The organism is Sphingobacterium sp. BIGb0165 (genome assembly GCF_024810095.1).
Taxonomy (GTDB): Bacteria; Bacteroidota; Bacteroidia; order Sphingobacteriales; family Sphingobacteriaceae; genus Sphingobacterium; species Sphingobacterium detergens.
On the sequence record NZ_JANUEB010000001.1, the window covers coordinates 810,746 to 826,601 of the forward strand.

Genomic DNA, 15,856 nt, shown 5'->3' on the forward strand with positions numbered 1-15,856 from the left:
AAGATGAAAATTTTGAATATTATCTATCTGGCCACTTGTATAATACTTTTTCTAGGCGCATGTAAAAAGTCAGAACCTACAAGTTTTAGCGCAGCGCCACAGATCTATTTCTATGATGCCGAAACCAATACGGGTAAAGTCCGTGATTCTGTTATGATTTCATTTGCACGTTTGGGCAATGATATCAAGGAAACGACTGTTAGTGTACCGCTTGAATTTATTGGTACTGTAAGTACTTCGGATCGTCCGTTTCGTGTAGTCGTCAACAAGGAAAAAACTACAGCAGTAGAAGGTAAACATTTCGCGTTACTTCCTGAAAAGTATAAAGTTATGAAAGGAGCAAATAAAGCTGTTTTACCAATTAAAATTATATCTACTTCGGACCTTGACAACAAAACGGTACAGGTTGTATTGAAGTTAGAAAAGAACGAAAGCTTTGATACAAATTTTCAGTTTATAAACTCAGACCTCCATACGATGGATCTGTCCAGCTATCGCATATTGATATCCAATATGTTACTCAAACCGAGTTGGTGGGATGGTTGGATCGAGACCTATCTGGGAACTTTTTCACGTAAAAAAGTGGAGCTAATCTTTGATGTGACTAAAATGAATCTGGATGCTATCGAAAAGGCGGCTACGACCTATGATTGGGATCTATTGAAAGCGATATCAAGAGAAACTCAGATTCAGATCAATTATATGCGTAGCATTGGGCAGGAGCTGAAGGATGAAAATAACCGGCCTATCAACATGGGCTCCAATGTAAATTAAGCAGAATATGAAAAGTTTAAAATTCACCCCAATTATCTTCTTTCTTATCTTAGGTCTGTGGGCTTGTAAAAAAGACGATGCTACATATACAGCCATTGCTGAAGTTTCTATTGGAAAAATAGAAAATGAGTATAGTGTACTCAATACTGATCTATTGTCTATCAGTCCCGAAATAGAGCATGATGGACAATCCATTGACGAGTCAAAATATGAGTTTATATGGGTCAACCTAGGTGACGCAACGGTTACTAAGCAACCCCATAATGCAGATACGATAGCCAGAACCAGAAACCTGAGTAACGCAAAAATGGGATACCCATCAGGTAGCTATGAGTTTATGTATAAAATAACTGAAAAATCAACCGGAATCTATTATTCGAAACTATTTAAGGTAACCATTTCATCTCAGTTTAAGAACGGATTTTTGGTGTTGACAGGCGACAATACGACACCGCGTTTGGATATGATCGTTAATATCAACGGCCAGTTCAGTGCTGTGAAAGATATTTTAGGTAAAACAAATTCTGCTTTGAAGCTTATCGGTACGCCCTATTTTCTTAGTCGGATTACCAATCCTTTCTTTGGAGATAATGTTTATGTTGGAACAGCTGGAGGTACCAATAGGTTTTCATTAGAGTCATTCAACTATAGTCCTACCATGAATATTGTTTATGAGTTTAAAATAGGAAATCATACACCCGATAATTTTAAACCAACATACATGGTTGAAGGCTTCCAATCTTCAACTGCACTCTTTGCAAATAACAATATTTATAGCGCTTCATTTGTCGAAGGCCCATTTAATGTTCCTATCAATAATTATGGATCTGCTAATGAAATATTTAAAGCATCTAAGTGGATCGCCCCCTATATGACCAGTTCCTATGATGGAAATTTCGTTGTATTTGATGATGCAAAACAAAAGTTCTACAACTACCGGTCAGGTAACTTAGGCTGTTCGGAGCTTCCAACAGGCAAATTGTTTGATTACCATATTAAGAAGAAATTGATATACATGGCCTATACGACCAATAACTCAGGTGAAATTTATGCATTACTTAAGAACAATGATGACTCAAAATATTTTTTGGGGATCTTCTCTGCAGGATATAGAACGACTATTGGAGAGCAAATATCATATGAAGAACTTAATTTGCCAGAACTAAGCAACGCGAGTGCATTTGCTGTCAGCAGATCTTATGGTTATTTGTTTTACGCGGTAGGTAGCAAATTGTATTGCTACGATGCCGGAAATAAAACCGTCAAATTGATGAAGACCTATTCCAATAGGAATATAACTTTTTTGCGGATGGAAAAACCGCAATATGCCTATTCTTATCAAAATGAATTTGAAGGGCAATTATTTGTGGGAACATACGGATCGGCGACTGATTCGGGGGAAATCGACGTGTTTACTCCTCAGCCTATACAGGGTCCCCTTCAACAGACCTACCATTTTAGTGGGGTAGGGAAGATTGTAGATATATTACGTCTTTATTAGCCAATTACGCGTTTAGACATCATTGTTGATTCAAATAAAATAAGATAAAAATGAACTTAAAATCAATGAAATTAATTGTTCCCATGTTATTACTGGGAAATCAAGTTGCCTTTGGGCAGTTAGCTGCCAAAAAAGATATTACGCAAAAACAACTGTATGAATATCTCAATAAATTATTCGCGAAGAACACTTCGGAATCTAAAGCCGAAATTATAAAAGAGGCAGGCTATCTGGAAAAGTCTAAAAAAGAGGCTGATCAGTTGCTCGCTGCCAGACTCTATTCAAATTTGGATATGGCAGACAAAGGAGATGCCATTAAGGCAGGGATCACTAAAAAATTTCCAAAAGGATTGACCGTTCGGAACGAGGCTTTTAAAAAATTATTCGACGAGCCAGCGCAGTCTGCGGACCAAAAAGAAAAGTTGTTTCAAGCATTGGTAAAGAAGTTTCCGGAGACAAATTTCGACGAGAAGAAGCGAGGAATTTATGCTTATGGTATGGGGATGGTAGCACAGGAATATGCTAAGGAAAAAAATATGGATAAAGTTAGTCATTATCTTGATCTGTTAAAATCGAGGGATAACTATATCAGTAATTTGTTACTGGTCGTGCATGAGCTAAATAACCAGAAACAATATGGTTTTGTGGTCACTATTTTGGAATCCATTTATTCTGAACTTAAAAGACAGAAAACTGAAGGGACAAAAAACAACGAAGACTTACCGTATTTTGGTTCGATCGGTTTGGAATATGCCGAGGCTTTATCAGGTAATAATGAAGGGAAAAAAGCACTGGACGTATTATCTTTTGTGCACCGAGATTCACCTTCTGAGGCCTCTGTATTGGCTTATACAAAAGTGTTGAAGTCTGAGGGACAAAACCTTGATGCATTTAAATTATTGGAGGGACAGGCAATTTCCAATGGCAAAAGCTCAGCACTTATGAAGGAGATAATGCCGCTATATACGAAATTAAACAATAATCTTTCCGATACCACAAGCTATCTACAAGAATTGGATTTGCGTATTAATGAAGAGTTATTGACGAAGTTGAAATCCGAAATGGTAAAAAATGAAGCACCTCAATTTTCGCTGACTGATCGGGAGGGAAAAGAAGTTTCATTAAAAAGTTTGAAAGGGAAGGTTGTTGTTCTTGATTTTTGGGCAACTTGGTGTGGGCCATGTAAAATGTCTTTCCCAGGAATGCAGGCTGCGGTAAACAAATATGCTAACGACAAGGATGTTGTATTTTTATTTATCGATACTTGGCAGAAAGAGGCAAACTACAAAGAGTTGGTGAACAACTTTATTGAATCAAATAAGTATAGTTTTCATGTTTTATTCGACGAGATGAAAGACACCCAAAAGTCTGCGGTATCAGCATACGGTGTAAAAGGAATACCTACTAAAGTAGTTATTGATAAAGAAGGATTTATCCGTTTTCAAAGCTCAGGTGGTGGAGCTGATGTTGAAAAAATCGTGAATGAAATTTCAGCTAAGATAGAATTGGCAAAGAAAGGGTAGGTATAGGAAGTGGGGATAGCGTCTCATAAAGTGTGTAACTTATAGAAATATGAAGTTCGAAGTGATCTTGTGTTTTTTATTACACACTTTGTGAGACAACTCTTTTTTATCTCTTAATCTCATCCAACTCCCTCACCAATCTGTCCCGTTCACTGCTTCCAGTAGTCGAAAAGCAGAGTAGTGGAAGATTATACTTTTCCAGAATAGTATTTTTCATTAAATCACGTTCAGTTGTGCCATCATCATATATGTAAACAAAATAATATTGAGAGGCCCAATCATCATAAATATTATTTCGCTGATCACATGCTCCAATAGTAGGGTTGAAAAATAGGTTGGCCGGACATGCCTGCCTGATTGAATTTACCAGCGTCCGGGCGATTGTTGCTGCACGCCCTTTAGCGCCAAGTTTGTTTAATATTTATAGCGTAGTTCTTCATTACAAAAGGGTTTGGTTGGAGTAAGGTAATCTGCCAATCACTACCTTGAAATGTGTTGGATATATCACTTTAACACATTTCAAGATAGCGGCGGGATAAAACGAAAGATCTAGTTTCTTTTATTAAAGAATTTAGATCAAAGGCTAAGAAATATTATCTCCCTCTCTTTTTGATATGAGGTAAGGATTATGATATTGTTCATAAAAACGTTTCTTGTCGTCCCTATAGGCTGTCACTGCACCCATCTTATGCATCAGTTTGATATAGTACCATGCAAGGTCAACCTGATGAGGCCTGAAACCGCTACGTGCGCTTTTTGGAAAAAGGTGGTGATTATTATGCCATTCTCCAGCTACAATTCCGGGCCAGAGCTGATTGATAGATTTATCATTTATACTGAAATCTATTCCTTCACGTTGTTTGTCTTTCCCCTTAGCGTGCCCTTCATAGTTAAAGGTCCGCACACCTATCGCCCAAAACCCTGCGGCACCAAAGAGACTACAGGCCAACGCATTTCCTCCGATAAGGTAAAATGCAAGATACCAGAATGACCAGTTCAGCAACCATGACAATACTGCGTACAGAGGCGTTACATATGATCCCCATATTCTGTATTGCTCGTAGGAATTACCAGGTACACCAGTATGTTGCATGAGTAATCTGACCCGATTATAGTCGCTTTCGGTCAGGTTTTTTGATATCGGTTGATTGACATCGGCTAGAAAACAATATAGAAAAATAACGGAAAGTATTAGTAGACATTTTGCATTTTTTTAGTTAATTTTCGATTTTCCCACTACCATCGGTCTGTCTGCTCCTTTATTAATAAATGAAAACACATTGCCTTTTTTAGCCAGAATTGGCCATGTACGGTTTTCACCTTCATAATTTCTTCTTAAATTATCATACCTAGGCTCTAAAATTATCTTTCCATCATTATCTGCAAGGCCAGATTTGTCTTTTAACCTGATCTCCATTAGCTCAGGCGAAAAGTTATCGATCATATCATATATAGGCTCAAGTATAATTTTGCCTTGACGGTTCAGCACACCATACTTTCCTTTCTCTTTTATCAGCATGAGATCCGGATGGTCATTAATCACTTCCAGACGGTCAAATCGAGGATTAACAACCACATTTCCTTTCGTATCAATCAATCCATAAAGCATTTCATCTCCTTTTTTACTCGCTACCCACGCTAGGTTGTCATAAAATTCACCAACATAGGCAAAGTCGTTAAAGCGAACCTGCTTTCCATTCTCATCAATAAATAGATTTTCTCCCTTAATATTGATCTTGAAAAGTTCGCTTTGAAAAGGTTTGGCATCTTCTTTTCTATTTTCCGGTATATTAAAACTGCTGTAGTAGCCATTTCTGTTCCATTCTGGACGTTCAAACACTTTTTCACCTTTCATATTAAAAATGACATATTTGGATCCTTGTTCTGCCAGTAGGAGCTTATCGCTGAGCATCTTTAGGAGATAAATATCTTGAGTATAGGGTATCAAGACTTGTCCATCACTATTGTATACTGCCGATTCTTTGGTATAGCTCTTTTCCTCCACTTTCCTCCTAATCTCAAAAATTCGTGCATTTAACCACGTGATTTCTACATCGCCTACTGGAACAATAAACTGTTTCTTTAGACTGTTGTAGATCCCCAGTCGTTTATCATCATAAACAGGGAAGATAAAAGGACTGTCGTTAAGATCGCCATAGGTATAGCTTCGATTGATATAGATATCGGACTGTAGGCGATATTCTGGCGGTAATATTTCTTTACCCAGTTTATCGTAAATTCCATAGAGATTCCCATTTACAGCATAAAAATAAGTTTCTCCATGCTGGTTTACGATGGCAATTTCCGTAAAATTTGTGGGAAAAATAGGTTTTGCGTTTTCCCAATCGAAAATTCCTACTTTACCCTTGTCTTTTACATGCAGATAATAGGGCATCGCATCCAGTTTGGCTTCGGCGGCTATCCTTTCAAGGTATTCTTTTGAAGCATTTGCAACAGCAGGCATGAGTGATACACGGTCACCATAAAAAACTGTCTGTCCGGCTGAGTTTTTGAACTGGATCTCGTCATACTGGGGAGACAATAACAATTTGCCGCTTTCATCAATTAGCCCCATTCTTCCCGCCTTTTCTACAATAGCATGACCTCTTACAAAATCATTTATTCTATCATACAATGGAGGGGTGACTTCTTTTCCGGCAGCATCAATCAGCCCCTGCAACCCATGTTCTTCAATCTTAAGAAAGTCACTACCTCTCACCGGAATTAATGATTTGTAAACTGCAGGAAGTACTACAGTCCCCTGCGAATCAATCAGGCCATAGGCCTTATTTTGAAAAAATGCTGTATACTTTTTGGTTTTAAGTAAGATGTAGCTCAAGTCTTCATATGTTGGAGGAACAACTACTTTACCGCTTATATTTGCTATTCCTTGTTTTCCATTAAGATGAATTTGAAGCATATCCTCAAACAGATAATTCTTGCCCACTTCATCATAGATGGGGGGCTGGATAATTTCACCATCCGCTGCACGCAGCCATCCCCATTTATTGTTTTCTTTAAAACCGATGATATCTTTATTGATGATCTCCAGGGCCTGGAAACGTGGTTTGGAAATTACTTTTCCTTCTAGATCGATAAGCCCATACATTCCCTTTTTTTTCGTTTGTGCAAACTGGTAATTGTAAGGGATTCCCGGATACCATTGCCCATCATAATGGCTGGGTAAAGTCACCTCATCGTAATCAAAGTTGCTTAGTAATTTTCCATTTTTGTGGATCACTGCGTATGCTCCGTCTTTCACTACAGAAAGCAAATCACCTGAATGATCTTTGACATCATCAACCAACAATCCAGTAACTGGATGACAGAAATAAATTTTACCTTCTTTTTGCACTTTTACAAAAGGAGTACGATAATCACCAAAGCCGATAGCATCAAAGATAACAGGGGTCTGGGCTCTTGCTGAACCGGCAGTGGAAAGTATGAGGAATAATAATATAAGTTTGTTGATCATCGTTTTTATTCGTCTATTAAATTATTTTTAAAGGAAATTTCAGCTCCTGCATGTTCGATACCAATGGATTTAGATGAGATTTGCTGTCCATAAAAACTGTAACTTCATCTTTCACGCCCAAAGCATAAAATCTCGATCGTGCACGTTTACTCAGATTAGCGACAAATTAACAGTGTAAAAGGCCCAGCAATTTTTTGTATGCCATAAAGAACGTCGTCTGCCAAAACTACGCTTATCCTGTTTACAAAAACATCCCTGAATACAGCGAAATTTTTAAATATTTCCCTCCGGCCTCATTTTTAATTTTACAGATTGCAGAAAAACCATCTATCAATTATACATTTAGCGAATCGAAAAACAAACCTAGCGATTTATAAATGCTTTTGGAGTGGTACACGAGAAATACTTTAAATTTGAAATGAAAAATAACAATTGTGACCTGTCTCCAAAAAGCAGGACTTTTAAAAGTATAGACTTGTCGGCCATCTTGTCACGCAAGAAAACCGAAATCTGACAATAACGTATTCTTTAGGTCGACCAGCGGATATCGGGCATGTAAGGTATGTCATCCACTTGAAATGTTGAGCGAGACGCCTTCCTATATCAAAAAGATACAGGCTCTTGTTGATGCTTGCTACCATGTCATTGTCCCAAATCAACGCGGTTATGATAAGTCATCCTGTCCGACTGAAATAACGGATTATGACCTTGAACATTTGACCGGTGATCTTATTGACTACTTGATCACTTTGGTTACAAGGATGCCACCTTTGTCGGCCGCGACTGGGGTGCAAATATTGTTTGGAGTTTAGCACTATTGCATCCTGAACGGATTAATAAAATAATAGACTTGGCTTTACCTTATCAAGAGCGCGGAGAAAAACCATAGATTGAGTTTATGGAAACAATATTTGGAGGCGACTTCTATTTCGTTCACTTCAATAGACAACCAGGAGTAGCAGATGCTATAATGAATGAAAACGCATCCCAATTCCTGCGTAACATATTTTGTAAAAACGTACCTATAGCACCGCCTGAGCCAGGAATGCAAATTATTAATCTTGCAAGAGCAGAAAAACCACTTGGCGATACCTTAATGGAAGACAACGAACTTTCAGTGTTCATTAATTGTGAAATATCGATTTGATACTTTTTTTGACAAAACAACTACCTGTTTTTATAAGTATTTGGAGTCTGTCCTGTGCAGCGTTTAAAATATCTGCAGAATAGTGATGCGTCAGCAAACTCAAGTTCATCGCTGATTTGCTTAATGGATAGCGATGTGTTATTTAAATATTCCTTTGCTTTATTAATAATAGCAAATTCAATCCATGATTTAACAGATTTACCTGTCTTTTTCTTGATCAATGTACTTAGATGTTGCGGTGTTATATGCAGGTGGTCAGCATAAAAGGAAACATTACGTTGTATATGACCATGTTTATTTAGCAAGCTATAGAATGTATCCGTTATATCATTGATTCTGTTTTTTTGCAGGTTATTCTTATCTGATAGTGTGGGGTACGCCTGTGCTACGGCGGTAATTAAAGAAAAAACCAGGTACTGTATCATTTGCTCTAACAGAATTGTTTTTGGAAGCACGTAATGTTTCTGAAGCAGTTGAACTATATCTTCAATCAATAAGAGATCTTTTTCACTGGGGTGAATGACAGGCATATTCAACACTTCAGTATTGTTTATGAATTCTGGTAGAATAGTAAATTTATCGATAAAATCATAGGTCATCACAAAAAGGACAGCCCCAAAATCCGTACTCCAGTCCATTGGTTCAATGGGCATCTCAGGCAATATGATGAGTATTTTGTTCTGATCGACAGTACAGAGTTCGTTATTGACTTTCAACACTGCCGTACCTTCTTTACAAAATAACAGGATTAGTCCTTCAAATTTCTGTGCTGATCTTAAATAGGGCTGTATTTGCAGTGGTAAAGTGTCTATAATAATCAGTCCATCCATTTTATTTGGATAGTTTACATCATATGCGGTGTGAAGATCGGATATCTTTAATAAATCCACTATTTTTTCTTGTAAAAGTACAAAACGGCACTATTAAAGTTATGTGAATATCTAAAATTGAACATAAACACCTTAAAACCGAATATGTTTTCCTTGCCATCATCGTCTACATTTGCTAGCAAATCAATGCATGCAGTAGTAACTTTCACAATGAATGACCAAAAACAAGCTTTCCAGGGGCAAAATAGGATACGTATAGCTATTTCGCTGTTTTTTTTCTCCCATGGACTGATACTTTCTTCCTGGGCTAGTCGGATACCTGTTATTAAAACTAATTTAGGTATTTCAGACGCTGAACTAGGTACGCTTTTATTGCTTATGCCCGTCGGACAGGTTAGCACAATGCCTTTATCGGCCAGATTAATTAACCATTTTGGAAGCAAAAATGCTATCAAATACAGCTTCTTGCTATACCCACTTATACTCGTTATCATTGGTACGGCGACAAGCTATATACAGCTTGCCATCGCGCTATATTTCTTTGGGGTAGTAGGCAATCTGTCTAATATCGCCGTGAATACCCAAGGAGTCGAGTTAGAGAATATTTTGAAAAAACCTATGATATCTTCTTTTCATGGTACTTGGAGCATATCTGGTTTTATTGGCGCATTGATAGGGTTGCTGTTATTGAATTTGAATCAAACACCATTGATTCATTTCAGTGTGATTTTCCTCCTCGTTGTATCAATATGGATATTCAATATCAACTTCCTGCTACATGTAATACCTGTAAAAAGCGTTCGTAAAGACAGAAGATCTATTTTCAGATATCTTGACAAAACCTTGATTCGATTAGGTTTGATAGGATTCTTGAGTATGGCAATTGAGGGAGCCATGTTCGATTGGAGCGGAGTTTATTTTCAGGATATCGTCAAGGCCCCTGAGCAACTGATCATTCTGGGCTATACTTCTTTTGTACTCATGATGGCCACAGGGCGTTTTCTTGGTGATTGGCTGATCACCAAAATGGGTAGGAAACGTTTGATTCAGCTATGCGGGATATTGATGAGTACAGGACTAATTATTTCAGTTTTCTATCCTACAGTAGTACTCTGCACAATCGCCTTTATGGTCATTGGTTTAGGGAGTTCCTGCAGTGTGCCTACTGTGTATGGTGTAGCAGGCAAGCATAAGGCCATCAGTGCTGGGAATTCATTGACGCTGATTTCAACAATAGCATTTCTTGGATTTTTAATGGGACCACCCATGATAGGCTTTATCTCCGATTTATTTGACCTCAGGTATTCATATCTGTGTTTGTCGGTTTTCGGTATTGTTATGATTTTTATGGCTGGTAGAATGGACATATTGGATAAGGAGAAAGCACCCATAGAATGATAAGTAAACCGCAATCGCTTAGTTGCTTCTAAATGCTGTCAAAGTTATCCCTGTTTGCCTTTTGAAGTAGCGAGCCAAATATGATGTGTCCTCGAAATAAAGTCGATCAGCAATTTGTTTGATTGACAGTTCGGTCGTCCTTAAGAGTACTTTAATTTCTAGTATAACTTGCCTGTCAATCAAATCCTTTGGTGAATCATTTAAAAAGTCTTTAGTGATCTGAGAAAGATAATAGGGAGTAATGCTCAGTTTATTTGCATAGAATGTGACATTTCTCTGCTCGGTACTATGCTGACTGATAAGCTCCCAAAACTTCCAACATAGCAATTCCTTTCGACTGTATTGATGTTCAACATTAATTTCTGTCAGTGAAACGCTTTCGGCTATTTTGAGAAAGAAATTTTGTAGACTATTCCGCAACATAATATGCTGATGTGTTGTGCATGTATTTTTGATGTGTTTTATTTGCGTTATCCATCCATGTAATAGGGTGACTTCCTGACCATGGGGTCTGCAAAGTGGGGATTGATGTAGAAACAAGAATAGTTGATTAGGTAAATCAAAGGCTACTTCTGCAGCCAAACTTCGATCTACAAGACAGTAGAATGCTTTGAAATCAGCGGACACCCGTTGCACCACTGTAATATAATCCTCAGCCAGGACCAATACATCATTAGTCTTTAGCAGATAATTCTTAAAATTAACGCTAACTATGGAAGTGCCTTCCAAACATACAATTAAGGAAGTATAGCCGAGCCGTAGGGGATATCCCAGACTTTGGCAAAGATTACTTTCTCCTAGTGCTAGTTCCTCTTTTCCCAAGGAAATATCCGGTGTGTAGCTCATTATGGTACTTTTTATTTTTACCATAAATTTAGACTATTTATGGCAAGTAAGTATGATTTGTTTTCAAAAGTACCCATTTTGCGAAAATTTTGGCTATATCCCTATTCAATAAAGACTGTAATTTTGCCACGTACATTTAAAAATAGAATGATATGATTTTAGAGACAGAAAGATTGATTTTGCGTCCATTCAGAGATGCTGATGCAGCAGACTTATTCAAGTATGCTAAGGACGAGAGAGTAGGGCCAATTGCTGGCTGGCCTCCCCACAAGAGTGTTGAAGAAAGTAGTGAGGTAATCAAAAACATATTTTCGCAAGACGGAGTATTTGCAATCACACTTAAAGAGGACGACATTGCTATTGGGATGATTAGTTTGATTTTAGGGGAGAAAAGTAACTTTCCAATCACCGAGTCGGAAGGCGAAATTTCATATTGGCTAGGTGTTCCATTTTGGGGTAAAGGCATAATGCCCGAAGCAATCGGCAAAGTGGTACGCTATGGCTTCGAAGATTTGAGATTAGTAAATATCTGGTCCGGCTATTATGAAGGAAACGCCAAGTCAAAGATCGCACAAGGAAAATGTGGTTTCCATCATCATCATGTGGAAGAAGCTAGCTTAAATGAGTTAATGAATGACATACGTACAGAACATATCAGCAGGATGACACGTGATGAATGGACAATGGCTGTCCATGGCAAGGTCTCATTCTAATCGCAAGCATCTCTATAGGGATGCTTGTAATATATTTATGTATATATAGGGATAAATAATTGCTTGGAGGTCAAAGCTCAAATAGCCACAAAACATCAAATCTTTATGAAGTTAAATAGAATAGAGCGTTGGGAAAGAAAGCTGAATAGATACAAAAAATAAAAAGGTGCTAACTACAATGGATACAAATAGAAAAGTTTATTCCGGATTGGAGGAGATGGTGCCATATTTCCTTAGTTTCAACAAGCTATATGATATCTGTCTTGATGGAGATTATATGCTATGGTATGAAATGGGGTACTGGGACAATACTTTTATACCATTTTTTATAGTTCAGGATAATACGGTAATTGCAAATGTATCTTTATCTCCTATGGTAATGATTTTACAAGGGCGGTCCCATAAAGTTCTACAGATTAGTGCAGTGATGACACATCCAGCTTTTAGAGGTCAGGGACTGTCGCGTTATCTAATGAATCATGTAATGAGTCAATTCCGTGGGCAATATGAATTCATATACCTATTTGCTAATGTAGAGGTGTTAGATTTTTACCCAAAGTTTGGTTTTGTTAGGTTAGATGAAAGTAGTTTCAAACTTAAAGATTTAACAGATTTTGAACCCGTAAGTTCCGATTGGAGAAAACTTTCTATTCAAATCAGCGAAGATAAAAATCTCTTGGAGCGATTTGCTAAAGACCATAGATTTCTGTCAAATACCCTTTCGTTTGAGCCGAATCCTTGTTTAGCGACCTATCATTTTGTATTGCAGTTCGAAGATTCTTTGTATTATTCAGAAAAAAGAGACTGCTTAGTGTTGATGGAATTTGAAGAAGAAGACCTCAATATCTATGATATTTTTTCAAGTAGGCCATATAAATTAGAAGAGTTAATTCCTACTTTAGTTAAAACACATACGGAAGAGGTCAGTTTCTTTTTTGTTCCGGATACAGATTTTGGCGGAAAACTTGAGGTCGAAAAATATCCTTTCGATGATGATGCTCTTTACATATATCCTGAACACAAAAAGGATCTATTTATGGAGAACTTTGTCTTTCCAATAACTTCTCATTATTAAATATAACATTCTGAGCATTAATCATTATGAAGGCGACCATTATCGATGATCACAGCTAAGGTTGACAACAAGTAAGTATTGCCTGATCACAAAGTTTAGTTAGGACCGTTAAATTAATTACCGTTAATTTGCACATTTATTCCTTTTAATGGACAATTTTTAGTATATTGAAAAGGGATATATTTGTAGTACATTTTATATTGAATGAATTGTAGCATCCATCTAGTATTTTCCTTTTTCTTTTTTGGCCCGCTAGGGCCGAGATAAACAGATATGTCCGTTACGCACGGATATCAACATCAGATTTTACTTCACGAATTTTTAATATTATGTATTGCGACAGACTGTCGCAGCCTATACACTAGTAGATATGAATAATATCCCAAAGACTATAAATGAAAAGCGTAGTCTAAAATTACATCAGAATAAATTACATCCTGTCTGTCAGTTGAAAGAGAAAATCCAGTGTTATTTTCACGATTTTACACCTTTCGACGATTTAAATGAAGTTGTTAGTATCAAAGGCAATTTTGATGAGTTGCTCGTGCCGCAGGATCATCCCGCACGATCTACTAATGATACATATTATGTAGATTCGGCTCATGTATTAAGAACACAAACTTCTGCACATCAGAACGAATTATTAAGAGGAGGCTATAAGCGTTTTATCGTTACAGGTGACGTCTATCGAAAAGATACGATTGATCGCACACATTATCCCGTTTTCCATCAAATGGAGGTGGTGAAGGTATTACCCAAAGGTTCAGATGCTCTTTCTGACCTCAAAAGTACGTTATCGGGGCTAATTGCATATTTGTACCCAGGCAAAGATTATAGATTCCTGGATGATAGTTTTCCGTTCACAGAGCCTTCGGTACAGATCGAGGTTTATCAAAATGAAGACTGGATGGAAGTCCTAGGAGCGGGTGTGATCCACCCTAAGATTCTGGAAAATTGCAATATTGAAGCCACAGGTTGGGCTTTTGGATTAGGCCTGGACCGTCTTGTACTCTCATATTGCGATATCCCAGACATTCGCTATTTATGGACTACAGACGAACGTTTTATAAAACAATTTAACAATGGCCTTGCCCAATTCCAGGAATACTCTAAATATCCTCCTGTTTTTAAGGATATATCGTTCTGGGTCAATGGGTATACCGAAAATAAAGATGAAATTTGGTCTGAATATAATAATTTCTGCGAGATCATCCGTGAAGAAGGCCTTGATCTGGTTGAGGACGTTACTCTTCAGGATAAATTCCAAAAGGAGGGAAGGACCTCACTCAGCTATAGAATTGCCTATCGATCAGGTCAGCGTACGCTCTCCAATGAAGAAATCAATCTCATACAGGAAAAGATCAGAACAGTTCTTTCTGATAAATTTGAGATAATCTTAAGGTAATTATATCATAGGTTCTGCAAACTATTCGTCTGTAGAACCTATTGTTATAGAGCCAACATCAATCAAAGAGAATTATTGACTACAAACCGAAAGATGAGATTTTTTTGCTCCCGAAGCTATTTTAATGCAGCTTCATAGGAGTAAAATTCGGTGCAGAATTTGGCCATTAAAGAATCTGAAAAAACAAAACATATAGTTATAAAAGTATGAAAATTAGAAAAGCAGTCCAGACAGATCTGCCAAAGATAAAAAACCTTTATTTCCAACTCTTTGAAGAGATGGCACATCATGAACCCGATTATATGCAGACAGCAGATCAGGACGAAAGTTTTTTGCAAAGAGTCATCGCCGGAGAAGATCAGTTTACAGCATTTGTATATGGAGCAGATGATGAGGTAAAAGGAATTGCAATTACACAATTACAGGAGAGCCCACCTTACAATTGTTTCGTACCCTTGAAATGTATATATTTAATGGACATTGTTGTTGATACGGATATGCGTGGAATGGGAATTGGTAAAGCATTGATTGATCGCGTTAAAACGTGGGCAAAGGAAAACGAAGCGGACTATGTGGAGTTAAGTGTCTTGTCTAAAAACGCTTACGCTGCGGCACTGTATCTGCACGAGGGTTTTGAGCCATACAGTTTATCTATGCGATTGAAAATTGAATAACCGATTAATCTCGGGGCTCTTTAGATAATCATCCTAGCCAATTTCCAGCTAAAAGCAAAAATTGCAAAACCGAGCATCTTAAAAATGAAATATTTGATCAAGATGTAAGCTGGACCATTTATAACTGTAATGGAGACTATTCAATTCAAAGCATAATGTATAGTAAAAGCGGCGAGGGGTGGAATGAATTGGTTCACATGTTTGGCAATGCAAAATCAACTAAAGATCTCGACAGACTGCTGTTCATTTTTAAGACAATGAAAAAAAAGGAATAATATGCATTACCGCTCGGAGTTATCCATGCACAATCTGAAGTGCAATGGATCCTGAGCGAATTGCTCAAGCAACGTGCACAGGCGATCGAGTTGATGCTATTATAGGGCTTAGTGTAGATATCGACCAAATCTCAAGAAAGGGAGTCAGATGTTTCTGCCTAGTATTAAGATTATAAATCTCCTAGGGCAATTGAATAATAAGCCGTATTATTTAGAGAAT

General features: G+C 37.5%; 13 protein-coding genes and 2 pseudogenes. 11 read left to right on the forward strand and 4 right to left on the reverse strand.

The features are described from left to right. Positions 1-3: 3 nt before the first annotated feature. Genes M2408_RS03525 through M2408_RS03535 form a run of 3 tightly spaced genes read left to right on the forward strand, consistent with a single transcriptional unit; the run spans position 4 to position 3,798 of the window. Entirely contained in the window at positions 4-774 is a 771-nt protein-coding gene (locus M2408_RS03525) for a DUF4843 domain-containing protein (protein ID WP_259179307.1), read from the forward strand. Between the two features lie 7 nt (positions 775-781). Next, a complete protein-coding gene (locus M2408_RS03530) occupies positions 782-2,275 on the forward strand; it encodes a PKD-like family lipoprotein (RefSeq protein ID WP_259179309.1) in 1,494 nt (497 codons plus the stop codon). Between the two features lie 50 nt (positions 2,276-2,325). Beyond that, the gene (locus M2408_RS03535; RefSeq protein WP_259179311.1) at positions 2,326-3,798 is read left to right on the forward strand and encodes a TlpA disulfide reductase family protein; all 1,473 of its coding nucleotides are present in this window, start codon (positions 2,326-2,328) and stop codon (positions 3,796-3,798) included. Positions 3,799-4,381: 583 nt separating this feature from the next. Here M2408_RS03535 and M2408_RS03540 read toward each other — a convergent pair. Beyond that, positions 4,382-4,891 (reverse strand): fatty acid desaturase, encoded by a 510-nt coding sequence (locus M2408_RS03540; protein WP_259179313.1) that lies wholly within the window; start codon positions 4,889-4,891, stop codon positions 4,382-4,384. Between the two features lie 120 nt (positions 4,892-5,011). Next, positions 5,012-7,273 (reverse strand): WG repeat-containing protein, encoded by a 2,262-nt coding sequence (locus M2408_RS03545; protein ID WP_259179314.1) that lies wholly within the window; start codon positions 7,271-7,273, stop codon positions 5,012-5,014. A 488-nt stretch (positions 7,274-7,761) separates the two neighbouring features. On the opposite strand from M2408_RS03545, the pseudogene M2408_RS03555 reads away from it, so the two are divergent. From M2408_RS03555 to M2408_RS03560, 3 genes and pseudogenes are all read left to right on the forward strand, one after another. Continuing rightward, positions 7,762-8,085, forward strand: a pseudogene (locus tag M2408_RS03555) (hypothetical protein); the annotation flags it as partial. Then, positions 8,061-8,162, forward strand: a pseudogene (locus M2408_RS26330) (hypothetical protein); the annotation flags it as partial. The pseudogenes M2408_RS03555 and M2408_RS26330, both read left to right, overlap by 25 nt. A gap of 9 nt (positions 8,163-8,171) precedes the next feature. Continuing rightward, positions 8,172-8,420 carry a hypothetical protein gene (locus M2408_RS03560; protein ID WP_259179318.1) on the forward strand — a complete coding sequence of 83 codons (249 nt, stop codon included), beginning with the start codon at positions 8,172-8,174 and terminating at the stop codon, positions 8,418-8,420. A 20-nt stretch (positions 8,421-8,440) separates the two neighbouring features. On the opposite strand, the gene M2408_RS03565 is transcribed toward M2408_RS03560, so the two are convergent. Further along, entirely contained in the window at positions 8,441-9,310 is an 870-nt protein-coding gene (locus M2408_RS03565) for an AraC family transcriptional regulator (RefSeq protein WP_259179319.1), read from the reverse strand. Positions 9,311-9,436: 126 nt separating this feature from the next. On the opposite strand from M2408_RS03565, the gene M2408_RS03570 reads away from it, so the two are divergent. Continuing rightward, positions 9,437-10,648 (forward strand): MFS transporter, encoded by a 1,212-nt coding sequence (locus M2408_RS03570; protein WP_259179323.1) that lies wholly within the window; start codon positions 9,437-9,439, stop codon positions 10,646-10,648. 18 nt (positions 10,649-10,666) lie between these two features. On the opposite strand, the gene M2408_RS03575 is transcribed toward M2408_RS03570, so the two are convergent. After that, positions 10,667-11,518, reverse strand: a complete 852-nt coding sequence (locus M2408_RS03575; protein WP_259179324.1) for a helix-turn-helix domain-containing protein — start codon at positions 11,516-11,518, stop codon at positions 10,667-10,669. 128 nt (positions 11,519-11,646) lie between these two features. On the opposite strand from M2408_RS03575, the gene M2408_RS03580 reads away from it, so the two are divergent. The 4 genes from M2408_RS03580 to M2408_RS03595 all read left to right on the forward strand — a co-directional run bounded on the left by M2408_RS03580 (position 11,647) and on the right by M2408_RS03595 (position 15,361). Beyond that, positions 11,647-12,207, forward strand: coding sequence for a GNAT family N-acetyltransferase (locus M2408_RS03580; RefSeq protein ID WP_259179326.1), 561 nt, complete (start codon positions 11,647-11,649; stop codon positions 12,205-12,207). A 178-nt stretch (positions 12,208-12,385) separates the two neighbouring features. After that, positions 12,386-13,282 carry a GNAT family N-acetyltransferase gene (locus M2408_RS03585; RefSeq protein ID WP_259179328.1) on the forward strand — a complete coding sequence of 299 codons (897 nt, stop codon included), beginning with the start codon at positions 12,386-12,388 and terminating at the stop codon, positions 13,280-13,282. Positions 13,283-13,652: 370 nt separating this feature from the next. Continuing rightward, entirely contained in the window at positions 13,653-14,687 is a 1,035-nt protein-coding gene (locus M2408_RS03590; protein WP_259179330.1) for a hypothetical protein, read from the forward strand. Positions 14,688-14,893: 206 nt separating this feature from the next. Further along, a complete protein-coding gene (locus tag M2408_RS03595) occupies positions 14,894-15,361 on the forward strand; it encodes a GNAT family N-acetyltransferase (protein ID WP_259179332.1) in 468 nt (155 codons plus the stop codon). Positions 15,362-15,856 lie beyond the last annotated feature (495 nt).

What these genes read in the sequence shown, in the direction of transcription:
- M2408_RS03525 (WP_259179307.1), top strand. Translation starts at nt 4, where the DNA reads ATGAAAATTTTGAATATTATCTATCTGGCCACTTGTATAATACTTTTT.
- M2408_RS03530 (WP_259179309.1), top strand. Translation starts at nt 782, where the DNA reads ATGAAAAGTTTAAAATTCACCCCAATTATCTTCTTTCTTATCTTAGGT.
- M2408_RS03535 (WP_259179311.1), top strand. Translation starts at nt 2,326, where the DNA reads ATGAACTTAAAATCAATGAAATTAATTGTTCCCATGTTATTACTGGGA.
- M2408_RS03540 (WP_259179313.1), bottom strand. Translation starts at nt 4,891, where the DNA reads ATGCAACATACTGGTGTACCTGGTAATTCCTACGAGCAATACAGAATA.
- M2408_RS03545 (WP_259179314.1), bottom strand. Translation starts at nt 7,273, where the DNA reads ATGATCAACAAACTTATATTATTATTCCTCATACTTTCCACTGCCGGT.
- M2408_RS03560 (WP_259179318.1), top strand. Translation starts at nt 8,172, where the DNA reads ATGGAAACAATATTTGGAGGCGACTTCTATTTCGTTCACTTCAATAGA.
- M2408_RS03570 (WP_259179323.1), top strand. Translation starts at nt 9,437, where the DNA reads ATGCATGCAGTAGTAACTTTCACAATGAATGACCAAAAACAAGCTTTC.
- M2408_RS03575 (WP_259179324.1), bottom strand. Translation starts at nt 11,518, where the DNA reads ATGGTAAAAATAAAAAGTACCATAATGAGCTACACACCGGATATTTCC.
- M2408_RS03580 (WP_259179326.1), top strand. Translation starts at nt 11,647, where the DNA reads ATGATTTTAGAGACAGAAAGATTGATTTTGCGTCCATTCAGAGATGCT.
- M2408_RS03585 (WP_259179328.1), top strand. Translation starts at nt 12,386, where the DNA reads ATGGATACAAATAGAAAAGTTTATTCCGGATTGGAGGAGATGGTGCCA.
- M2408_RS03590 (WP_259179330.1), top strand. Translation starts at nt 13,653, where the DNA reads ATGAATAATATCCCAAAGACTATAAATGAAAAGCGTAGTCTAAAATTA.
- M2408_RS03595 (WP_259179332.1), top strand. Translation starts at nt 14,894, where the DNA reads ATGAAAATTAGAAAAGCAGTCCAGACAGATCTGCCAAAGATAAAAAAC.